This is a genomic window from Amycolatopsis lurida, from assembly GCF_900105055.1.
In the GTDB taxonomy this organism is placed as follows: domain Bacteria; phylum Actinomycetota; class Actinomycetes; order Mycobacteriales; family Pseudonocardiaceae; genus Amycolatopsis; species Amycolatopsis lurida.
On the sequence record NZ_FNTA01000004.1, the window covers coordinates 2,665,789 to 2,687,287 of the forward strand.

At 67.8% G+C, this 21,499-nt stretch carries 22 protein-coding genes; 10 read left to right on the forward strand and 12 right to left on the reverse strand.

Annotated elements, in window-relative coordinates; translation table 11 throughout:
- Positions 1 to 85: 85 nt before the first annotated feature.
- From BLW75_RS17315 to BLW75_RS17325, 3 genes are all read left to right on the forward strand, one after another.
- Positions 86 to 1,237, forward strand: coding sequence for a beta-ketoacyl synthase N-terminal-like domain-containing protein (locus BLW75_RS17315; protein ID WP_034317748.1), 1,152 nt, complete (start codon positions 86 to 88; stop codon positions 1,235 to 1,237).
- Positions 1,238 to 1,318: 81 nt separating this feature from the next.
- Positions 1,319 to 1,984, forward strand: a complete 666-nt coding sequence (locus tag BLW75_RS17320) for a DUF998 domain-containing protein (RefSeq protein ID WP_034317745.1) — start codon at positions 1,319 to 1,321, stop codon at positions 1,982 to 1,984.
- Between the two features lie 55 nt (positions 1,985 to 2,039).
- Complete coding sequence (locus BLW75_RS17325; RefSeq protein WP_034317741.1) at positions 2,040 to 2,666, forward strand: AAA family ATPase; 627 nt, start codon at positions 2,040 to 2,042, stop codon at positions 2,664 to 2,666.
- A 134-nt stretch (positions 2,667 to 2,800) separates the two neighbouring features.
- On the opposite strand, the gene BLW75_RS17330 is transcribed toward BLW75_RS17325, so the two are convergent.
- The 5 genes from BLW75_RS17330 to BLW75_RS42845 form a co-directional block, all read right to left on the reverse strand.
- Positions 2,801 to 3,955: a 4-hydroxybenzoate 3-monooxygenase gene (locus tag BLW75_RS17330; RefSeq protein WP_034317738.1), complete on the reverse strand. Its 1,155-nt coding sequence runs from the start codon at positions 3,953 to 3,955 to the stop codon at positions 2,801 to 2,803.
- A gap of 70 nt (positions 3,956 to 4,025) precedes the next feature.
- Positions 4,026 to 4,973 carry a non-homologous end-joining DNA ligase gene (gene ligD, locus BLW75_RS17335; protein ID WP_034317735.1) on the reverse strand — a complete coding sequence of 316 codons (948 nt, stop codon included), beginning with the start codon at positions 4,971 to 4,973 and terminating at the stop codon, positions 4,026 to 4,028.
- A 71-nt stretch (positions 4,974 to 5,044) separates the two neighbouring features.
- The gene (locus BLW75_RS17340; protein ID WP_034317732.1) at positions 5,045 to 5,560 is read right to left on the reverse strand and encodes a lytic polysaccharide monooxygenase auxiliary activity family 9 protein; all 516 of its coding nucleotides are present in this window, start codon (positions 5,558 to 5,560) and stop codon (positions 5,045 to 5,047) included.
- Positions 5,561 to 5,771: 211 nt separating this feature from the next.
- The gene (locus BLW75_RS17345) at positions 5,772 to 8,378 is read right to left on the reverse strand and encodes a CHAT domain-containing protein (protein ID WP_395766753.1); all 2,607 of its coding nucleotides are present in this window, start codon (positions 8,376 to 8,378) and stop codon (positions 5,772 to 5,774) included.
- A gap of 87 nt (positions 8,379 to 8,465) precedes the next feature.
- A complete protein-coding gene (locus BLW75_RS42845; RefSeq protein ID WP_158005403.1) occupies positions 8,466 to 8,639 on the reverse strand; it encodes a hypothetical protein in 174 nt (57 codons plus the stop codon).
- 368 nt (positions 8,640 to 9,007) lie between these two features.
- Between BLW75_RS42845 and BLW75_RS17350 the strand changes: the two genes are divergently transcribed.
- Complete coding sequence (locus BLW75_RS17350; RefSeq protein WP_034317729.1) at positions 9,008 to 9,640, forward strand: hypothetical protein; 633 nt, start codon at positions 9,008 to 9,010, stop codon at positions 9,638 to 9,640.
- 37 nt (positions 9,641 to 9,677) lie between these two features.
- On the forward strand, positions 9,678 to 9,980 hold the full coding sequence (locus BLW75_RS17355) for a hypothetical protein (protein WP_244175785.1): 303 nt from the start codon (positions 9,678 to 9,680) through the stop codon (positions 9,978 to 9,980).
- A gap of 58 nt (positions 9,981 to 10,038) precedes the next feature.
- Here the strand turns inward: BLW75_RS17355 and BLW75_RS17360 are convergent, their stop codons facing one another.
- Entirely contained in the window at positions 10,039 to 10,497 is a 459-nt protein-coding gene (locus tag BLW75_RS17360) for a membrane protein (RefSeq protein ID WP_034317723.1), read from the reverse strand.
- A 156-nt stretch (positions 10,498 to 10,653) separates the two neighbouring features.
- Between BLW75_RS17360 and BLW75_RS17365 the strand changes: the two genes are divergently transcribed.
- Together BLW75_RS17365 and BLW75_RS17370 are read left to right on the forward strand one after the other, a co-directional pair.
- Complete coding sequence (locus BLW75_RS17365; RefSeq protein ID WP_034317720.1) at positions 10,654 to 11,550, forward strand: ABC transporter ATP-binding protein; 897 nt, start codon at positions 10,654 to 10,656, stop codon at positions 11,548 to 11,550.
- Positions 11,540 to 12,364: an ABC transporter permease gene (locus tag BLW75_RS17370; protein WP_034317717.1), complete on the forward strand. Its 825-nt coding sequence runs from the start codon at positions 11,540 to 11,542 to the stop codon at positions 12,362 to 12,364. The genes BLW75_RS17365 and BLW75_RS17370 overlap by 11 nt, the downstream gene beginning before the upstream one ends.
- Before the next feature lie 60 nt (positions 12,365 to 12,424).
- On the opposite strand, the gene BLW75_RS17375 is transcribed toward BLW75_RS17370, so the two are convergent.
- The 3 genes from BLW75_RS17375 to BLW75_RS17385 all read right to left on the reverse strand — a co-directional run bounded on the left by BLW75_RS17375 (position 12,425) and on the right by BLW75_RS17385 (position 14,486).
- Positions 12,425 to 13,282 (reverse strand): oxidoreductase, encoded by an 858-nt coding sequence (locus tag BLW75_RS17375; RefSeq protein WP_034317715.1) that lies wholly within the window; start codon positions 13,280 to 13,282, stop codon positions 12,425 to 12,427.
- An 86-nt stretch (positions 13,283 to 13,368) separates the two neighbouring features.
- Positions 13,369 to 14,052: a TetR/AcrR family transcriptional regulator gene (locus BLW75_RS17380; protein ID WP_091597783.1), complete on the reverse strand. Its 684-nt coding sequence runs from the start codon at positions 14,050 to 14,052 to the stop codon at positions 13,369 to 13,371.
- Positions 14,053 to 14,072: 20 nt separating this feature from the next.
- Positions 14,073 to 14,486, reverse strand: a complete 414-nt coding sequence (locus BLW75_RS17385; protein WP_034317710.1) for a PGPGW domain-containing protein — start codon at positions 14,484 to 14,486, stop codon at positions 14,073 to 14,075.
- Positions 14,487 to 14,630: 144 nt separating this feature from the next.
- Here BLW75_RS17385 and BLW75_RS17390 point away from each other — a divergent pair, with 144 nt between their 5' ends.
- Positions 14,631 to 14,972, forward strand: coding sequence for a YciI family protein (locus tag BLW75_RS17390; RefSeq protein ID WP_034317708.1), 342 nt, complete (start codon positions 14,631 to 14,633; stop codon positions 14,970 to 14,972).
- Between the two features lie 101 nt (positions 14,973 to 15,073).
- Here the strand turns inward: BLW75_RS17390 and BLW75_RS17395 are convergent, their stop codons facing one another.
- Positions 15,074 to 15,658, reverse strand: a complete 585-nt coding sequence (locus tag BLW75_RS17395; protein WP_034317706.1) for an FMN reductase — start codon at positions 15,656 to 15,658, stop codon at positions 15,074 to 15,076.
- Positions 15,655 to 16,728: an LLM class flavin-dependent oxidoreductase gene (locus BLW75_RS17400; RefSeq protein WP_034317703.1), complete on the reverse strand. Its 1,074-nt coding sequence runs from the start codon at positions 16,726 to 16,728 to the stop codon at positions 15,655 to 15,657. The genes BLW75_RS17395 and BLW75_RS17400 overlap by 4 nt, the downstream gene beginning before the upstream one ends.
- A gap of 135 nt (positions 16,729 to 16,863) precedes the next feature.
- Here BLW75_RS17400 and BLW75_RS17405 point away from each other — a divergent pair, with 135 nt between their 5' ends.
- The gene (locus BLW75_RS17405; RefSeq protein WP_034317700.1) at positions 16,864 to 18,288 is read left to right on the forward strand and encodes a glycoside hydrolase family 76 protein; all 1,425 of its coding nucleotides are present in this window, start codon (positions 16,864 to 16,866) and stop codon (positions 18,286 to 18,288) included.
- Here the strand turns inward: BLW75_RS17405 and BLW75_RS17410 are convergent.
- Entirely contained in the window at positions 18,272 to 19,213 is a 942-nt protein-coding gene (locus BLW75_RS17410; protein ID WP_091597786.1) for a hypothetical protein, read from the reverse strand. The genes BLW75_RS17405 and BLW75_RS17410 overlap by 17 nt on opposite strands.
- Before the next feature lie 230 nt (positions 19,214 to 19,443).
- On the opposite strand from BLW75_RS17410, the gene BLW75_RS17415 reads away from it, so the two are divergent.
- Positions 19,444 to 21,495: a DNA gyrase/topoisomerase IV subunit B gene (locus BLW75_RS17415; protein WP_034317695.1), complete on the forward strand. Its 2,052-nt coding sequence runs from the start codon at positions 19,444 to 19,446 to the stop codon at positions 21,493 to 21,495.
- The last annotated feature ends 4 nt before the right edge of the window (positions 21,496 to 21,499 follow it).

Below are 21,499 nucleotides of genomic sequence, written 5' to 3' on the forward strand. Positions count from 1 at the left end.
AATCGACGTAGCCGTCCTCCCCGGACAGCTGATCGGTGCGGCTATTCCACCCCAGCGTTGACTGAATGTAGTTGAAGGGAAACACGTGCGGAGCAAAACAGACATCTGCGGCATCGGCGCCGTAACCGCCTACGGCTGGGGGCGCGAATCACTCTGGGAGGGCCTGGCAGGCGGCGTCCCCTGTGCCCAATTCACCGAAGGCTTCGGGGAGACCCCGGATCAACCGGGATGGGTGGCGCACGTCCCCGAGGGCGGGCGGGCCAGGGACGGCAGCCTGCACGCGCGCGCCTTGCTCGCCGCGGCACGGGAAGCGATCGAAGACGCCGGCGCGCGGGGCTGGACGCCAGGCCGCCGGGTCGGCGTCATCTCCGGCGGCGTCCGCGAGGACCTGCGCACCTGGGACCGGCTCACCGAGATGGGCGAGCAACTCATGTACCGGCGCGAATTCATCGGCATGATGCCCTCGACGCCGATCGCCACGCTCATGTCGGAGTTCGGTTTCCACGGCCCTTCCATGGCCACATCGGCGATGTGCGCGACCGGCAGCGCCGCGGTGCTCACCGCGAAGATGTGGCTGGACGCCGACATGGCCGACGACGTGGTCGTGGTCACCACGGATCTGTCCGCGACCAGGCCGATGGTGCGCAACTTCGTGCACTGCGGGGTGGCGATCACCGATGTGCCGCCGCTCGAAGCGTGCCGTCCTTTCCAAGAGGGCACAAAGGGTTTCACCTTCTCCGAGGCCGCGGTCGCGGTGGTGCTGACCCAGCGGAAGACCGACTCGTACGCGACGTTGCGAGGCGGCGCCATGACCCACGAGGCGCACAACGCGATGGCGCTCGACCCCGATCCGTCGAACGCCATCGCGGCGGTGACCGGTGCGCTGGAGAACGCGAACGCCGCGCCGTCCGACGTCCGCTACCTGAACGCGCACGGGACCGGCACGAAACTCTGTCACCGCACGGAATCCCGGATCCTCGAAGCGGTCTTCCCCCAGGAGACCGAGATCTACTCGATCAAACCGCTGACCGGGCACAGCCAGTCGGGCAGCGCGCTGACCGAGATCGCGGCGATCTGCCTCGCGGCGGAGCGCGACCTGGTCCCGGCGCCGAAACCGGTGGCGGAAGGGCATGCGCAGCTGATGGAGGGACCGTCCCGGCCGGAAAGCGGGCTCACCGTCAAGACGTCGATCGGGATGGGCGGCTACGTCGCGGCTGTCGTGCTGGAGACCGCCTAGCGAGCAATTCGATAACACACGGTCTCATCGTCGTCACGAGCTGTCATCATGGAGCGACAAGCACTGAGCACGGAGGCGACCATGGGCCCGCGAACGGCGACCGACAACCTCGTCCACAACTACCTGTTCTTGCGGCGTGCCATAGGTTTCCTCGGGATCGGGCTGCCCTTCGTGCTGGTCTTCGGGAAGCTGCTCGTCGACGGCGGCGGCCTGCTCAACTCCATCAGCGGGTACTACTACTCGGGAATGCGGGACGTCTGGGTCGGCGTCATGTGTGCCATCGGCGTCTTCCTCTTGTCCTATCGGGGTTACGGCCGGGTCGACGACATCGCCGGGAACATCGCGGCCGTGGCCGCCGTCGGGGTGGCGCTCTTCCCCACGACTCCGGCGAACGGCGACCGTACGGACGAGATCGCCGGCCTGCTGCACCTCGGCTTCGCCGCGGTCTTCTTCCTCACCTTGGCGTTCTTCTGCATCGTGCTGTTCACCAAGTCGGACAAGGAGATCCCCGGTGCCCGCAAACCCGTCCGGAACCAGCTGTACGTCGCGTCCGGCGTGATCATGCTGGTGTGCCTGGCGTTGATCGTGCTGTGCGGGCTGGTCTTCGACGAGCTGACGAAGGATCTCTATCCGGCGCTGTGGCTGGAGTCGATCGCGATCCTCGCGTTCGGTGTCGCGTGGCTCACCAAGGGCGGGACGCTGTTGCCCGACAAGCCGGTGACGGCGGGGACCCGGGTGACCGCCTGACCTGCGCCGGTCAAGGTAAAGGAACCTTTGCCCTCGGCCGGGTCGTTGACGCCTTATGACCGATCGCATCGCATTCCGCCTCGGCCGCCGCGACCTGCTGGTGGTCGCGGGGATCCCCGGGGCCGGCAAGACCACCCTGCTGTCCCGGGCGGCGACCGGCGCCCTCCCGGTGCTCGACTCCGATCAGGTCCGCGGACGGCTGCGCGAACGGCTGCCGTCCGCGCTGCCGTACCGGTTCTACCGGCCGGTGGTCCACCTGTGGCATCGCGCGCGGGTCGTCCGGTTGGCCCTGGCCGACGGCGGTCCGGTCATCGTGCACGAGCCCTCGACCCGGGCGACGACCCGCGGGCTGCTGGCCCTGCTCGGCCGGGTGAGCCGTCGCCCGGTCCGGCTGCTGTGGCTCGACGTCACCCCGGAGGACGCCCGCGCGGGCCAAGTCGCGCGCGGGCGCGTCATCCGGCGGCACTCGTTCGCCCGCCACGTCAAGAGGGCCGAGAAGGTGCGCGGTGCCCTGCGCGACGGCTGGGTGCCGGCAGGCTGGTACAGCGCGCGGATGGTGACCCGCGAGGTCACCGGGGCGCTGCGATTCGTCTCCGAGGAGGAGCCGGGAAGAGGCCACTCAGGCGACGTCCGGCTCCTTCGCGTCGAGCGGCCCGCAACACCCGCCGTCCGCGCCGGCTAGCGGTTCCGGCTCGGGTTCGTCGGCGGGCACGGGACGGTTCGGGTGCGGATTCAGCGGCGTCCAACGGAGGCGTACCGGCATCGTCGTTCGTCCTTTCCCTCTTCACCGGAATACGGATACGACGAGCGATCGGTTCAGATACCCACGTAGTTCTCGGCGAAGAAGTCTTGATGCGCGCGGGAAGTCCGCAGGCTCTCCAGCCGCGCGTCCCGCAGGGCCCGCTGGAAGACGGCCTCGTCGTCGTATCCGGCGGGGCCGTGCAGCAGATTGATCATCCAGAGGGAGAATTCCTGCGCGCGCCAGATCCGCGGCAGGCATTCGGCGGAGTAGCGGTCGAGTGCCGTGGTGTCGCTCTCGGTGTGGGCTTCGATCAACGCGTGCGCGAGGATCTCGGCCTCCATCAAGGCGAGATTCGCGCCCTTCGCCGCTGCGGGGCTGATCAGGCTCGCCGCGTCCCCCGCGAGGAACAGGTTCCCCCGCTGGATCGTGTCCATCACCCGCGAGGCCATGTCCACGATCCGGCGCTCGACGATGGCGCCGCGTTTGAGCTCGCCGTAGCGGTCGGCCCGCATCCGCAGGTGCAGTTCGTCCCAGATCCGGTCGTCTCCCCAGTTCTCCGGATCCTCTCCCCGCGGCACTTCGAGGTAATAGCGCGTCACCGTCGGCGTCCTGGCCATATGCCCGGCGAATCCGCGTTCGTGGATCGCGTAACCGATCGCGGACATACTCGGCGGCGCCTCGGCGAGGATCGCGAGCCACGAGATGTCGTGGTCCCGCCGGAACACCCGGGCGGGCACGGATCTCAGCGAGATCCCGCGTCTGCCGTCGCAACCGGCGATGTACTTGGCACGCAAGAGAAGATCGTCGGCGATGACCGTCGCGTCCATCCCCGACACCGAGGTCACCTCGGCCCCGAACCTGATCTCCCCGCCACGGGCGAGGAATTCCGCGATCAGGTCGGCGACCAGGAACTGCTGCGGATAAACGGTGTGCACCTCACCGTTTCCGAGTTCGCCGTACTTGAGCTCGAATTCGGCCTGATCATTGCGAAAAGCACAGGTGTCGTGCCTCAGGCCTTTCTCGAGCAGCCCCGCGTCGAGCCCGTTCTCGCTGAGCACACGGACACTGTTCGCGGCGAGAAATCCCGCTCTGGCGCGGTTTTCGACATGCTCACGGCTTCGGCGCTCCAGGATCATGCAGTCGATTCCGGCGGCCCGTACCAGATTTCCCAGCACGAGCCCAGCCGGACCGGCCCCCACGATCAGTACGTCGGCATCGATCTTTCCCACGAAAGCCCCCAGTACCTTCGCCCGCCCAGTGCGGTCCAAGGTACACAAAACGCCGTGGCGTCGTGGGCGTTCAGTCCTTCTGAGCGCGCGCCCTCGCCCTGCGTTTCCCCTCGTGCATCGCCACGACGCGGGCGATCGGGATCGTGTGCCCCTGCTCGACGAGATCGGCGGGCAGGGTCTGTGGTTCCGGCATCGACTCGGCCCACGGATCCTTGTCCCCCAGGAGCCCCGGCGCCGTTTGAACGGTGAAATCGGCGGGGACGACGTTTTCGAGTTCCCCCCAGGCCACCGGGAACGACACCGTCAGCCCCGGCCGCAAGCGGGGGCTGTACGCCGCCGCGACCGTGTTCCCGCCCGCCCGGGTCGAATCGAGGAAGACCTTCCCCTCTCGGTCTTCCACGATGTACGCGGTCGTCGCGACCGCCGGGTCGACCTGTTCCGCGCGGGCGGCGAGGGCGCGGGTCGCGGCCGCGACGTCTTCGGAGCCGTGTCCCGGCGTCAGCGGGACGAAGATGTGCACCCCCTTGGAACCGCTGGTCTTCACCGCTCCGGCGAGCCCGGAGTCGGCGAGGGCCTGCCGCACCAGCATCGCGGCCTTCACGACGTGGGCGAAATCGTCCCCGGCGGGCGGGTCGAGGTCCAGCACCAGATGGGTCGGACCCGCGTCGGCGTCCACGGTCATCAAGGTCGGGTGGTATTCGACGGCGCGCTGGTTCGCGAACCACAGCAGCGTCCGGCGGTCGTCGCAGAGCGCGTACGACACCTGCCGTTTCGACGTCTCCGCCCACATCCCGTACCGCTTCACCCAGTCGGGCGTGTATTTGGGCAGGTTCTTCTGCATGAACGGGTCTTGGCCACGAAGGATGCGGATGACCGAAAGCGGCCTGTTCTCCAGAACCGGGAGAATACGGCCCGCGACGGCGTCCAGATAGTCCACCAGGTCGCGTTTGGTCGCACCCTCGAACAACGGCCGGTCGAGGTTGGTCAGCTTGACGCCGTCGCGCTCCTCATCGCTCATGAGGTGAGCGTGGCACAAAAAATCTCGTGAGTGGTAGTGACGGCCTCACTACCACTCACGAGAGTCGGTACCTAGCTGATGTTGGCGTCGATGCAGGCGTAGAACGCGTTCGCCGTGTCGTAGACGTTCCAGCGGGCGAGGATCTTGTGGCGCCCGCTCTGCTGCAGGTTCACGCTGTGGGTGACCGTGGCACCCGGCTGCGCGCCGCCGTCGTTGAAGCTGGCGACCTTGGCGCCGTCGACGAAGTACTCCCAAGTGCTCGTGCGGTGGCGAGCCGTCAGCGTCCACCGGAACGTGGTGGTACGGCCGAGGGAATGCACCTTCCAGCCCTTGCTGTCGTCGTTGAGGTCGGCGAAACGGCCGACGCCGCCGTTACAGCTCATGAGCCCCTTGGGGCCCTCGACGCTTTGCGGCTCCCATTTGATCGAGCCACAGGAAACGGTGTTCTGCGCGCACTGCGCCTGCCTGCTCGCAGGCGAGGAAACGTAACCGTGCGCGTTGGCGGTGCCTGCCGGGATCGCGACCAGGGCCGCCGGCACCATCGCCGCACCGGCCGCCAGGGTCAAAAGCCGTCGTTTGAAGCTCATGCCTACCCCTTTCCCATCTCTACACCCACCGCGGACTCGAGATTCCTGGGTCACAGCGAGCGAAATACCAATGAAGGTCGGGACACATCCGCCGAAACGCCGAGCGAGCGAATGTGGTCTAGACCATAATTGGTTCAGACGACTCGGTCAAGAGTAACCAACCGGGCACTTGGAGTCGTGAAGATCGAACAGAGGTTGTCAAGCCGGACGTTCAGCCCGCACCCAAACAGACGAACGGTCGCCGGAACGGATCAACGGCGATGGTGTCCGCCAAGGCCGTCGCCGGTCCGGCCCCTTCGGCGAGTCCGCGGTGGTAATCGTCCATCGCGGCCGCCGCGGCCTCGTCACCGACTCGGCTCAACGGCGCGATCACCGTCCGCGAACCGCTCGCGAGCAACGCGCTGGCGAAACCGAGGACCTCGTCGCCGGGCCGGATCCGGTTCAGTGCCAGTTCACAGGCCGCGAAGACGACTTGCGCCGGAGGCTGCGCGAGCCCGGCCATCTCGTGCGCGAAGAGCGCGCCGTCGGCGAGCTCCAGCCGGGAGAACAAGGCGTTCTCGGGTTCGTGCGCGCCGTGCGCGGCGATGTGCGCGAGTTTCGCGCCGTCCAGCGCGCGCAAGACGGCGGACACGGTCGCGTCGGCCCCGGCCAGCGTGTGCGCGGCCAGGTAATGCGTGGCGAGTTTGTCCAGCTCCCCTCTGGTCCCGACGAGACCGGGCCCGCGGACGAGGACGACCTTCCGCGCCCGGGGCATCGCCGCACGCTCAGCCCCCAGCCACGCCGTCGCCGACGGAGCCACGACGATCGGCCGTGCCCGCAGCGCGGGCAGTACTCCCCAAGGAACGGCGAACAACGGGCCGGTCGGCACGACGACCAGACCGCGGTCCCCGAGCAGTGCTTCGAGCGGCCGGACCAGCTGGCCGTCCAGCCGTTCCGCCTGTTTGCGCGCCGAACCGAGCACCGCCTGCACCAGCGGCGCCGGCAACCGATCCGGAGCGAGGGCGTCGAGATCGACGTTCAGCATCCGCGCGGCCTCCGCCGCCCGCTCCGCCGAACCGAGCCGCACCAGTTCGCACCGTCCGCCGACGACGACCACCGCCACCAGGTCGTCCCCCGACGACGCGAAACTCACCAGCGCGCGTTCGCCCAGCTCCTCGGCCACCTCGGCGAGCCGTGCGACCGGCCGCGGCCTGCCCCAGCGGCCCGTATGCCACCCGAGCCGATGCGCCTCGCGCAACCGCTCGGCGTGCTTGGACCGCAACGCCGCCGTCGGATGCCCGTCGTGCTGCGCCTGGTGGATCGCCTGATCGAGCCCCCGGACCTCACCGACCCGCTCGGCGAGTTCCGGATCGGCCGCCACAACAGGTTCGTACCGGTAACTTTGGGCGCGGGTCCGCTCCGTCCAGCCGAACAACCGGGCCGCGTCGGCGCGCTCCAGCACGATCTTGACGGCCAGATCCGCCAGCTCCCTGCCGTGCAACGCCGTCCCGGACACCAGCTCGATGCCGCCCATCCGATCGCGCACACGGTCGAGTTCGGTCAGCCCGGCCCGGATCTCGGTCAGCGCCCTGGTCTTGTCACCCTCGGCCACCGCGAGTTCCGCGCGGCAAAGCCTCCGCAACATCCGATGATCGACGGAGGTCAGCCGCCCCGGCCGCGGAATCCGTTCGAGCAACTCGGCGGCGCGCTGGTGTTTTCCTTTGCGCAGCTCGACCCGGACAGCCAGCATCCGCGCCAGCGCCGCCTGGTCGGCGAGGCGCGGCATCGGCATCCCGTTCGCCGCGCGCAGCGCGCGTGACGTCAAGCTCGGCGGGATCACGTTGGTGCGCAAGGCTTCCTGTACGTCGGCGCGGAGACCGACGATGGTCGCGTTGGCGACGCAGGTCTGGCAGCCCCACCGAAGCATCCTGCGGCGCGCGGACGCGGCATACGAGCGGGCGAGTTCGAGATCGTCGCTCATCAGCGCGGCGGAAGCCCGATACAGCTCCACATCGGCGAGATCACGGCTGATGCTCCGTTGCGTGCGCATCGTCGGCAGCACCTCGTCGAGGTGTCCTCCGGCTTCTTCGGCGAGCCCCGCCGTCAGCAGTGCCTGGGCTTGTGCGAGCCGCAGGAGCGGAGGCACCTTCATGTCGAGCGTGCGATAGATGTGTTCGCCCTTGGTCAAGACGCGCAGTGCCGCGGGCACGTTCCCCACCCTGAGCTCCAGCGAGCCGAGCGGCCTCATCACGTCGGCAGCCTGCGCCTTGAGATCATGCCGCTCCGCGAGCTCGATGGACCGCGTCAGGTCGTCACGCGCCTTGCGAACGTCGCCCAAACGGGTATTGGCCAGGCCGCGTGTCGCCAAAGTGCCCAGATATGGCCCCAGCAACGGAGCCGGGTCCTCGGCAGATGCCAAAGCCACGTTCTTCTGCCCGATGGACGAGTCGAAATAGGCCAGGCTCTCTTCGTTCCGGCCCGCGGCCATGAGCAGAAGAGCGTAATTATGGTCCAGCTGTCCTCCGAGTTCGGCACGCAGAAGCGGATCGGACACGGATTCGAGCAAGAGCCGAACCTCGTCGAGGCCGGCGATGCCCGCCTTGACCTCGCCTGCGGTTTCGGACGAAAGCGCCACGATGGTGCAGGTTAGGCGGATCCTGGTCGCCAGCCAGTCATCGTGGTGTTCGGGGGCGACCGGCCGAATCGAATCGAGCAGTGCCAGGCCTCGTCGGAGCAGCCGGACACCTTCGCGCTGACGGGCCGAGCACGCCGCATCGACGCCGGCTCGATGCAATTCACGAGCTTCGCGGATGACGTCAGGTTGCTTCAGCTCAATCACGGGCACCGAACTATGACAACACACTTAGTAGTCGAAAGAAGCCCGGCCGCTGAGTGGCTCCGCGACCGGGCCGGTTTCGATGCCGGATCAGGGCGTGGGCGGCGGGGTCTGCACACAGCCACCCGAGCATTCCAGCAGCTTGTCCCGGTAGTGCTCACAGTCCGGGCTGTGCTCGTGGTGCGGCAGGTCAGGCTTGGGCTGAGCCGGGTCGACCGGCTCCTCCTCGCCGATGGGGTCCTTGACGTCCGTAGGCGTCGACATTTGACGATCTCCTCCCCTGATGATCTTTCTTTGTCGTACCAGGCAGCCTCGTTACGACGGCCCCCTCCGTTCACAGGCCCTCTTCCTGCGAACGGGGCAATAGTGCCACAACGGAGCAGTGATCGGGAGCGATTACCTACACTGAGTCATCGTCGGCACCCAAAAGGGGGATGCCTGGTTAGCGAGCCTCACGATCTCCGCCGAATGGCCGCGCCACTCCTCGCGAATACGGCGAATCGAGATCATTCCACTGCGCCATCCGGCCTAAGATCCAAAACTTCTTGCGACACAAGGGTTTCCGGCTGAAAAACCGGGGGAACCCACGGCCTGTCGGGGGTTGACCGGCGAAACATCCGGAGGAGATAACGATGCCCACGTGGTTGGTCATCATCATCGTCATCGCCGCGATCCTTGTGGTGGGCGCGGCCGCTTGGTTCGTCGTCGCGGAACAGCGCAAGCGGCGATTGCGAGAGACGTTCGGGCCAGAATACGACCGTGCGGTCGAGGAGCACGAAAATCCCAGGGAAGCCGAACGTGAGCTTTCGTCGCGGGTGAAACGACATTCGGATCTCGACATCCGGCCGCTGCCGGAGACCACGAAGGACCGGTACGCCCAGGAATGGGCGCTGATCCAGGAACAGTTCGTCGACCGCCCGTCCGGCGCCGTCGTCGAAGCGGACCGGGTGCTGGTCTCCTTGATGGCTGAGCGCGGCTACCCGACCGAGGGGTACGACCAGCAACTCGCGGATCTGTCCGTCCGGCACGCGAACGCGTTGCGGCACTACCGCGCCGGACACGACACACTGGTGCGCCACAAGGAATCCGAAATGTCCACAGAGGACATGCGCGAAGCGATGAAGCACTACCGCGAAGTGTTCGAAGATCTGTTGACCGACGCCGGCGAAGGAGCGGAAAGCCATGGAAAGCAGGCCCCTGGAAACCGAGGGAACGGAACGCGTCGCGGGGACGACGGATCGGCTCGGCGAGGAACGGACCGCTGACGGGGAAACCGGGCAGGCTTTGAGCACCGAAGATCTCGTGGCCACGGAGCCCGAGCGTACCGACGAAGACGAAGCTCAGACGTTGTTCGCCGACACCGACGTCGACCGGTTCCGCGAAAGCTGGCAAGGCATCCAGACGGCCTTCGTGGACGATCCGCAGCGGGCGGTCAAGGAGGCCGACGAACTCGTCGCGGTCGTGATCCAGAACCTGGCCACGACGTTCGCGGATCACAAGAAGGAACTGGAATCCGCGTGGAGCCAGGGCGAACCGGCGACCGAAGACCTCCGGATCGCGCTGCGCCGCTACCGGTCGTTCTTCAACCAGTTGCTGAGCGCTTAGGGCGAAACCTCGTGAGTGGTAAGGACGGTTCTAACCGTCCTTACCACTCACGAGGTTTTCAGGCGCCGGTGGTCGATCCGGGCCGCACGATCATCAGCACCGTCACCACGACCCAGAGCAGATTGAACATCCCCGTGTACATCGCCACCCGCCCGGCCGTGAGCGGTTCCGACGGCGGCTCCGCGCCCAGTGCGGCGAGGATCGCGTTCTGCCCCGGCAGGACCAGCAACGCCAGCACACCGGCGGCGGCCGCGGTGAGCACGATCGACACGATCACCCACAAATCGCCGAAGACCCGCATGCTGCCCGCCGTCGCCAGGCCGAAGAACGGCACCGCGATTCCGAGGATCGCGTAGACCCGGCAGATCCGGTTGAGCGCGCGAAGCACGGACAGTCCAGAACCCGGTTCGGCGAACGCTTTGCGCGCGGCGGCGGGGAACATGCTCGCCGCGACGGTGACCGGTCCGACCGCGATGACAGCGGCGAGCACATGAAGAATCAAGAGGACTTTCGACACGCCACCGACCCTATGATCGTCGCCCCGGCCTCCGGTACCGGTGTTTTCGACAGATGTCGCAGGATTCCGGCCATGCGGCTACGTCCGCCGACGTACGCGGAGTGCCGCCCGTGAACGGATGTGGCTACGGCCTCTCCCGGGACACCATTCGGCACCATGAACCTTCCCGTGGACACAGACGAACTCACGAAACGGTACGGCGGGCAACTCGCCGTCGACCGGATGAAGCTGACCGTGCTGCCCGGCGAGATCTACGGCTTCCTCGGCCCGAACGGCGCGGGCAAGACGACCACGTTGCGGATGTTGCTGGGGCTGGTGCGGCCGACCTCCGGCAGCGTCCGGCTGTTCGGCAGGCCGCCCGGCGATCTGGACGGCGTCGGCGCGCTGATCGAATCGCCGGGCTTCTACCCGTATCTGTCCGGTTCGGACAATCTCAAGGTGCTGGCCCGGTACAGCGGAACGGATCCGCTCCGCGTCGGCGAGGTGCTCGCGATGGTCGACCTCGCCGATCGAGGCAAGGACCGGTACTCGACCTACTCGCTCGGCATGAAACAGCGGCTCGGTGTGGCGGCGGCGTTGCTGAAGGATCCGCGGCTGCTGATCCTCGACGAGCCGACCAACGGGCTCGACCCGGCCGGGATGGCCGACATGCGGGTGCTGATCCGCAGGCTCGGCGCGGAGGGGTGCACCGTGCTGCTGTCGAGCCACCTGCTGGGCGAGGTCCAGCAGATCTGTGACCGCGTCGGCGTCGTCTCGCGCGGGCGGATGGTCGCGGAGAACACGGTGGCCGAGCTGCGCGGCGGCACGGTGCTGCACATCGAGACCGAGGAGATCATGCGCGCCGCGGACCTGGTGCGGCACTGGATCGGCGCGGAAAACGTGCGCGCGAGCGGGACCGGTCTCGACCTGACCGTCGCCCCGGAACGCGCTTCGTGGCTGAACCGCGAACTCGTCACGGCGGGGATCCCGGTGCAAGAACTGCACGTCCGCGAACGGGATCTGGAACAGGTGTTCTTCGAGCTCACCGGAGAGGTGGCAGGTCATGTGGGGTAGCTGCACCGCCGAGCTGGCGAAACTCGTCCGGCGTCCGGCGAACTGGTTCATGCTGGGGATCGCGGTCGTGCTCGGCCTGACCTTCACCTATCTGCTGCCGCTCGCGGGCGCGGCGGGTTCGTCGAGCGGAGCGCCCGGTACCGACCGCGGGCTGGCCGCGACCCTTCCGGCGAATCTGGTCGGCAACTCGATCGGCGGGCTGCCGGTGTTCCTCGGGGCGATCCTGCTCGTGCTCGGGGTGCTGGCCGTGGGCACCGAATACGGCTGGGGCACCTGGAAGACCGTGCTGACACAAGGGCCTTCACGGCTGACCGTCTACAGTGGAAAGTTGTTCGCGCTGGCGGTCGCGTCCCTGACCGTCGTGCTGACGAGCTTCGCGACGGGCGCGGTCACGAGCGCGCTCATCGCCTCGTCGGAAGGCGAACCGATGAACTGGCCGTCGTCCGGCTCGTTGCTGACGGGGATCGGTGCGGGCTGGCTGATCGCGATGACCTGGGCGGCACTCGGCGCGGCTCTCGCGATCGCGATGCGCGGGGTGGCGCTGCCGATCGGGCTCGGCCTGGTGTGGCTGCTGGTGGTCCAGAACCTGCTGTTCGGGGTCGCGGCCCCGTTGGTGGAGTGGGTCGGCACGCTCCAGCTGGCGCTGCCGGGAGCCAACGCCGGTTCGCTGGCCGCGTCGCTGGGCGCTTCGGGCGCGACACCGGGGATCGGGGAACTCGTCGGTGTCTCCCAGGCGACCCTGGTCGTGGCCGGCTATCTCGTGGTCTTCGCCGGCCTGGGCGGCTGGCTGCTGCGGCGCCGGGATGTCCTCTGAACCGCGCGTGAAGGCCCCCTTCCCTCGGCTCAGCGAAGGGAAGGGGGCCTTCACGCGGGATCAGGCGAGCGCGTCGAGATCCGCGACGACGTCCGCGGGCAGCTCGAGTTTCGCGGCGGCGACGTTCTCGTGCAGGTGGAGCAACGACGACGTACCCGGGATCAGCAGGATGTTCGGCGACCGCTGGAGCAGCCACGCGAGCGCGACCTGCATCGGCGTCGCGTCGACCCGGCGGGCGCAGTCGTCGAGGACACCGGACTGGAGCGGGGTGAACCCGCCGAGCGGGAAGTACGGCACGAACGGGATGTTGATGGCCGCGAGGGCGTCGAGAAGGCCGTCGTTGGCGCGATTCGCGACGTTGTACTCGTTCTGCACGCAGACGACCGGCGCGATCGCGCGGGCTTCCTTGACCTGTTCCGCCGAGACGTGGCTCAGGCCGAGGTGCCGGATGAGACCCTGCTGCTGAAGTTCGGCGAGCACCTCGAACGGCTCCGTGATCGAGACCGGGATCGGGAAGACGCCGTGCTCCCCCGCGAGCCGCAGGTTGACGACGTCGAGCACGTCGACGCCGAGGTTGCGCAGGTTGTCGTGGACCGCGGAGGTCAGCTCCTCGCGTGAGAGCGCCGAGGGCCAGCCCTTGTCCGGAGTCCGCTTCGCGCCGACCTTCGTGACGATGTGCAGATCGTCCGGGTACGGGTGCAGCGCCTCGCGGATCAGCTCGTTAGTCGTGTGCGGACCGTAGAAGTCGCTGGTGTCGATGTGGGTGATGCCCAGCTCGACCGCCTCACGGAGGACGGCGATCGCGGCGTCGCGGTCGCTCGGCGGCCCCCAGATGCCGGGGCCGGACAGCCGCATGGCGCCGTAGCCCATCCGGCTCACGGTGAGATCGCCGAGAGTGAGGGTGCCGCCTGGGCTCATGATCGCTCCTTGTGCAAGTGGGTTCGGCTCACCTTATGCAGGCTCGCCCGTCCTGGCGCGTGCGGGAAGGGAGCAAGGGACCTTTGCTACCACTCGGGGCTCTGACCTGCGCGAACGACCAGACCCACCAGCTGGTTCGCCAGTCCTTCGGTCAGCCCGTCGACGAACATCGCGGGGCCGGCGGGCGCTCCGCGTTCGGCCATGACCGTCGCCACGGCCTCCCCTGGGTTCGCGTAGGGCCACAGCCCCGCGACGAGGATGAAGACGCTCTTCGCGAAGTGCCCGGCCGCTTCGGCGTCGAGCGGGGCATGGGCGCGGACGAGACCGGCGAGCCGTTCGGTCCGCTCACCCGCCCGGGTCTTGAACGTCCGCGCGGTCTCCACGGAGATGTTGCGTTCGAGCACGGCGGCCATCGTGCTGATCAGCTCGCACAGCAGGCGCTGCCGCGAGATCGACGTCGCGATGACGGCCGCGACACGCTCGTACGCCGGCTTCGCGCCGTCAGGAACGCTTAGTTCGGCTTCGAGTTCGTCGAGCCACGCGACCCAGACCGAGTCGAGGACCTCCAGGAAGACCGCCTCGCGGCTGTCGAAGTACCGCAGCACGTTCGACTTCGCCAAGCCCACCCGATCGCTCAGTTCTCGCAGGCTGATCCGGGAGACGGGCCGTTCGGACAGGAGTTCGCGCGCCGCACCGAGGATCGCCGCGCGCCGGGCCTCGACCTGTTCCGGCCGCCGCGCGCGCTGGAAGTCGGGGGCCACGCGCCGCACGGTACCAGACCACCCGGCTGTTATTCGGTCTTCGCGGCCCTCCTGGCCTGCACCCGCTTGTAGCTCCAGATCAGCAACGCGAACAGGATGAGCCCGGACAGGATCAGGCTCGATCCGGTGCTCCAGCCCCCGAGCGGCAGCCCCGGCACGAGTCCCCACACGACCCCCGCGGCCAGCAGACCCAGCCCCGCCAGCACCGAACCCGCGATGCGCAGCGGCGACGAAACGCTGTCCTCGGCCGCCTTCATCGCCCTGTCGCGAATCGGATCGACGTACTTCTCCACGACGGGGAACTCCGAGGCCAGCACGAGCAGACCCGCGAGCACGAGCAGCAGGCCCGGCCCGGGCAGCACGAGGAGCGCGATGCCGACCAGCAGGAGAACGCCGCCCGCGATCAGGATCAAGACCTGTTTCACGGGTTTTCCGATGCCCACCGTCTTCTCCTCGCCGTCGCCTTTCCGTCGATTGTGCCGGTCGCGGCGGGAACGCGCTGGTCCGACACGTTCGGGTCATGGCCTTGTCGGTATCGGACGAGCCCGTTCGTCGGGGATGGTGAACAGGCTCAGACAGGAGGACCGATGCGCTACATGTTGCTGATCTGCGGAAGCCCGTACCCCGGCGCGGACGAGAGCGACGAACCACTGGACGAAAAGACGCAGGCGTGGGTCGACGAGATGACCGCTCGCGGGGTCCGGCTGTCCGGCAGCAGGCTCCGGTCGGCGGCCACCGCGACCACCGTCCGGCACCGCGACGGCGAACTGCTCGTCTCGGACGGGCCGTTCGCGGAGACGAAGGAACAGATCCTCGGCTACGACCTGATCGAGTGCGCCGATCTCGACGAGGCGATCGAGATCGTGTCGAAGCATCCGGTCGCGAAGTTCGCGACCATCGAGATCCGGCCGCTCTGGCCGACCCCCTGAAGCGCGTGAAGGCCCCCTTCCCTCGGCTGAGTCGAGGGAAGGGGGCCTTCACGCGCCTTTGCCGTGCCCGACCTGCGGAAGTGGTAGCAAAGGTCCCTTGCTCACTCCCCCGCGCGCAGCAGCTGCTCGAACGGCACGAACCCGCTGTCCGGAGCCGCGGCCGTTGCCTCAGCCGACAGCCGCGCGGCGAACTCCCGCCCCGCCCGCGAAGCCCGCGTGTCGAGGTCGCCCGGAGACGCCCAGTCCGACGAAGCCGCGTACACCGCCGTCGCGACAGGCTCGGCGCGAAGGTAGGCGAAGAGCGGGCGCAGCGCGAAGTCGAGCACCAGCGAGTGCCGTTCGGTTCCGCCGGTAGCGCCGATCAGCACCGGCTTCCCGTCGAGCGCCTTCCGGTCCAGCACGTCGAAGAAGGACTTGAACAGCCCGCTGTACGACGCGGTGAACACGGGCGTCACGGCGATCAGGCCGTCCGCGGAGGTCACCGTGTCGATGGCCGTCCGCAGGGCGGGCGAAGGGAATCCGGTCAGCATGTTCTTCGTGACGTCGACGGCCAGGTCCCGCAGTTCGATCACCTCGATCCGCACGTCCGGCAGCACCGAACGCGTGGCCGCGGCGAGTTTGTCCGCGAGCAGCCGCGTCGAGGAGGGCCGGCTCAAGCCCGCGGTCACCACTGCGATCGTCGTCATGCCGAAACCTCCAACCGGGAAGCGTGAGTAGGCGCTTCGGGCACGTGCGCCGGGCGAAGCGAGTCGAGTTCCTTGCGCAGCACCGGAATCACGTGCTCGCCCAGCAGGTCGAGCTGTTCCAGCACGGTCTTCAGCGGCAGCCCGGCGTGGTCCATCAGGAACAGCTGACGCTGGTAGTCGCCGAAGTGCTCGCGGAAGGTCAGCGTCTTGTCGATCACCTCTTGCGGGCTGCCGACGGTGAGCGGCGTCTGCTCGGTGAACTCCTCCAGCGACGGCCCGTGCCCGTACACCGGCGCGTTGTCGAAGTACGGCCGGAACTCCCGCACCGCGTCCTGCGACTTCGGCCGCAGGAACACCTGGCCGCCCAGTCCGACGATGGCCTGGTCCGCTTTGCCGTGCCCGTAGTGCTCGTAGCGCTCGCGGTAGAGGCCGATCAGCGCCTGGAAGTGCTCTTTCGGCCAGAAGATGTGGTTCGCGAAGAACCCGTCGCCGTAGTAGGCGGCCTGTTCGGCGATCTCCGGGCTGCGGATCGAACCGTGCCACACGAACGGCGGAACACCGTCGAGCGGCCGCGGAGTCGAGGTGAACTCCTGCAGCGGCGTCCGGAACTTGCCCGACCAGCTGACCACGTCCTCACGCCACAACCGGTGCAGCAGGTGGTAGTTCTCGATGGCCAGCGGAATGCCCTGGCGGATGTCCTGCCCGAACCACGGGTACACCGGGCCGGTGTTGCCCCGCCCCATCATCAGGTCGACGCGGCCGTCGGCGAGATGCTGCAGCATCGCGAAGTCCTCGGCGATCTTCACCGGGTCGTTCGTGGTGATCAGCGTGGTCGAGGTGGAAAGGATGATCTTCGACGTCTGCGCGGCGATGTAGCCGAGCATCGTCGTCGGCGACGAAGGCACGAAGGGCGGGTTGTGGTGCTCGCCGGTCGCGAAGACGTCGAGGCCGACTTCCTCGGCCTTGAGCGCGATGCGCACCATCGCCTTGATCCGCTCGTACTCGCTGGGCGCCTCCCCGGTGGTCGGGTCGGTCGTCACATCGCCCACCGTGAAGATTCCGAACTGCATGACCTGCTCCCTGGGCCGGGGTTACGTTGCTTGAGCGTTCAACCTCACGCGCGCAAGAAGTATTCCAGACCATCGGCGCGAGCTGAAAGGGTGACTTGATCGGCCCGGAAAGTGACCGCCCCCACACTCGAATCCATGTGGCTCACCTCCCTGCTTGTGACAACGTTGACATTCGCTCTCACGCCGGCCACCACCACTTCCGAACCCACCGTCGCGGCGACGATCTGCGCCAAGTACTGCGACAGCCGCGACCCCGCCTTGGCCGTCGATGAGAGAAGACCCGGCACGGCATCCGTCTGGGGCCGCGGCATCACACTGCATCTCTCCGACGGCGACAACATGGGCTGGGGCGGCATCACCGACGGCGACCCCGGCGACGAGGTCTGGCTCGACCGTTCCTTCGACGGCGGCCGCACCTGGGCGGGCGACAGCCGGATCGGCGACACCAGGATCCCGTCCGGCCACCGCGGCTGGCGGACCCTGATGTTCAACGCCGACGACCCCGCCACCCACCGCTTCGGCGCGCTGCGCGCCTGCGGGAAGGCGAGCAACCGGCCGGAAATCGCCTGCACGCCGTGGTTCCGCACGACGGTCGCCGCGAACGACCGCACCGAAGCCGCCGCCACCGCGCTCATGCAGTTCTACGACAACGGCACCGGGCTGTGGCAGACCACGGGCTGGTGGAATTCGGCGAACGCGCTCACCGCGATCCTCGACTACAGCACCAGAACCGGCTCGCGGAACTACCGCTACGCCATCGCCAACACCTTCGACCGCAACCGCGGCGACAACTTCACCAACGAATACATCGACGACACCGGCTGGTGGGCGCTCGCCTGGATCCGCGCCTACGACCTGACGAAGGACCGCCGCTATCTCGACACCGCCGTCATCGCGGCGAACTACATGTACTCCTACCGCGACGGGACCTGCGGCGGCGGGCTCTGGTGGTCGACGGCGAAGACGTACAAGAACGCCGTCACCAACGAGCTGTACGTGAAAGTCGCCGCGTCACTGCACAACCGGCTCCCCGGCGACACGCTCCAGCTCGCGCGGGCACGCGAGGTCTGGGGCTGGTTCCGCGCGAGCGGCATGATCAACGGGGCCGGCCTGGTCAACGACGGCCTGAACTCCTCCTGCGCCAACAACGGGCAGGCCGTCTGGAGTTACAACCAGGGCATCGTCCTCGGCGCGCTGGTCGAACTGAACCGCGCGACCGGCGACGCCACCCTGCTCACCACCGCCCGGCGACTCGCGGACGCCTCCACCACGACGTCGCTGCTTCACTCGAACGGGATCCTCCGAGACCCGTGCGAGTCCGGTGACTGCGGCGCCGACGGGCCGTCCTTCAAGGGCGCGTACGCCAGAGGGCTCGGCGAGCTGGACCGGGTGCTGGCCGGCAGGCCGTACCGGGCTTACCTGACGCGACAGGCGAACTCGACGATCGCGAACAACCGCACGTCGCTCGATCAGCACGGCCTGCGCTGGGCCGGACCGGTCGACAAGATCGACGCCGCCCGTCAGCACAGCGCGCTGGAAATTCTCACCGCAGCTCTCTGAGCACCGGATCCGGGACGTGCAGCCAGGCGCGGACCTCGGTCTCCTTCTCGTGCACGAGCACCTGCCGGTAGCTCATCGTGTCGAGACCGGGGCCGCCCTGGTCCTGGACGTCCTCGTGGAACCGGTCCGAGACGAGCGCCACCACGGGCGCGTCGTCCGGCGCCTCGGCCAGCGCGTCGCGCAGCACGCGTGAATCGAGCAGCCGGGCGAGCAGCACCTTCGGCCGTCCTGTCACGCCGTACTCGTCGAGGGCGATCTCACCGGCGTGGATCGCCACCCGCACGCGAATCCGCAGGCCGGGCTCGGTGACGACGTTGTACCTGGTGAGTTCCGCGGTCAGCCGGGAGACGAGCGGATACACCAGGCGGAACTTCGGGAAATGCGGCGGGACCACGACGATCATGCCGTCCCCGGTATCGCGCTTCAGGCAGGCGTCCCAGGCGATCCCGCTGGCCTCGAAGGCGTTGGCCAGCACACCGAAGAGCATGCGCCGGACCTGGACGAAGACCTCGCTGCTGCGCCCGACCTGGCCGAAGCCGGCGATGTCGATCGAGAACAGCCCGCAGTGCATGCCGGACTCGACCCACGCCGTCGGCGGCGGGTAGAGGATCCTCTTCCGCAGCAGGGCGAGGTGGACACAGGCCACGGTGACATACAGGATCGTGCCGAAAAACCAGAGAAAGCCGAAGGCGATCTCCGTGTTGTCCGCGTCGCCCGCCCGCGCGAGGGCATAGAACATCAGGCAGGACACCGCGGAGTAGGCCAGGATGTACGGCCACAAAGACGCCCGGCGCAGCCGTAGGGCGGCATGTATGAGCGGCAACGGCGCGAACACGCCGAGCGACCCGACGACCGCCACGAAATACCAGAGACTCACGACGCGTTGTGCGGTCGAGACGCGTGTGGGACCGGTTCCGACGGCCACCTTCTTCCCCCTGTCACCGTGTGACACCGGGAACGATAACGCCTCATCCAGGCCTGGAGGAAGTCGCTTTCCCCAGCCGTGACCCGGCCATCGGGACGGCGTGATCCGCCACACCCGGGGCTCGGGAGGACGAAGCTGTCGGAGGGGACGGATATCCTCCAGTACGGTGTCGCGTTGAACACCACCTCCACGAGCTAGTTCGCGAGCCATGACTCCAGGAGAAGTACCCAGTGACTGCTGAGACCCTGTACGGGGCCGACGACCTGACGCATCTCGAGGGTCTGGAAGCGGTCCGCAAGCGCCCCGGGATGTACATCGGCTCCACCGACAGCCGCGGCATCAACCATCTGTTCTCCGAGGTCGTGGACAACTCGACCGACGAAGGTGTGGCGGGTCACGCCACGAAGATCGTGGTCACCCTGCACGCCGACGGCAGCGTCCAGGTCGACGACGACGGTCGCGGCATCCCCACCGGCACGCACGCCAAATCCGGTTTGTCGGGCGTCGAGCTGGTGCTGACGAGGCTGCACGCGGGCGGCAAGTTCGGCGGCTCCGGCTACAAGACCTCCGGCGGCCTGCACGGCGTCGGCGCCTCGGCGGTGAACGCGCTGTCGCACCGCTTCGACGTCACGGTGAAGCAGAACGGCAAGGTCCACCAGATGTCGTTCGCGCACGGCGTCCCCGGCGTGTTCGACGGCCCCGGCCCGAAGGCGAAGTTCACCCGCAAGTCCGGGCTGAACGTCACCGGCAAGATGAAACGCGGCGAGCGCTCGGGCACGTCGATCAGGTACTGGTACGACTCGCGCTACTTCGAGAGCGGCGCCGCGCTCGACGTCGAGGGTGTCCGCGCGAAGATGCGCAACACCGCGTTCCTCGTCCCCGGCGTCACGTACGTACTGCGCACCGCCGTCGACGACTCGATCAGCGAAGAGACCTTCCACTTCCCCAACGGCCTCGCGGACATGGTCGATTTCCTCGCCCCGGACAGCGAGAAACCCGTCTGCGGCACGCTGATCATCAACGGCGAGGGCACGTACAAGGAGAACGCGGCCGACGCCAGCGGTGTCATGCAGTCCAATGTGGTGCGTCACGCGGAGATCGAGGTCGCACTGCGCTGGGGCACCGGCTACGAGCGCACGGTGGAGTGCTTCACCAACACCATCCGCAACGTGCACGGCGGCACGCACCGCCGCGGTTTCGACCGAGCGGTACTGAAAGCCTTGCAGGACGCCATCTCCAAAACCCGCGGGCTGCTCAAGCCCAAGGAGGACATGCCGACCGTCGAGGATGTGCTCGAAGGAATGACGGCGGTCGTCCACGTCCGGCTGCCGGAGCCGCAGTTCACCTCGCAGACCAAGGACGAGCTGTCCACCGCCGGGATCACCCGCGTCATCCAGGGCGTCGTCGACAAGCACATCCGATCTTGGACCGAAGAGCGCAAGACCAAATCCGAGGCGAAGATCGTGCTGCAGAAGGTGGTCGACGCGGCACGCGTCCGGCTCACCCAGAAGCAGCAGAAGGACGCCGCCCGCCGCAAGACCGCGCTCGAAGGCGCGGCCATGCCGCCGAAACTGGTCGACTGCCGTACCACCGGTGTCGCCCGCAGTGAGCTGTTCCTCGTCGAGGGTGACAGCGCGCTCGGTTCGGCGCGGATGGCGCGCGTGTCGGAGTACCAGGCGCTGCTTCCCTTGCGCGGCAAGATCCTCAACGTCCAGAAGGCGTCGCTCGGCGACACCTTGAAGAACGCCGAGATCGCCTCGATCGTGCAGGTGCTCGGCGCGGGCAGCGGGCGCACGTTCGACCTGTCGACCATGCGCTACGGCCGGGTGATCCTGATGGCCGACGCGGACGTCGACGGTTCGCATATCCGCACGCTGCTGATCACCCTGTTCGCCAAGTACATGCGGCCGGTCATCGAGGACGGCAGGCTCTACGCCGCGATGCCGCCGTTGCACAAACTGGTCACCAAGGGCCGCAACCCGGAAACCCACTTCACCTTCACCCAGAAGGAGATGGAGACCAAGTTCGCGGAGCTGGAGCGGGCGGGCAAGCAGATCGTCACGCCGGTGCCGCGGTTCAAGGGTCTCGGCGAGATGGACGCCGACGAACTGTGGGACACCACGATGAACCCGGCCACCCGCTCGGTCCGCCGCATCACCCTCGACGACGTCGAAGCCGCGGAGAACGCGCTCGAGCTGTTGATGGGCGAGAAGGTCGAACCGCGCCGCAACTGGCTGGTCGAATCCTCCGACCGGGTCGACCGCGAAGCCATCGACGCCTGATTTC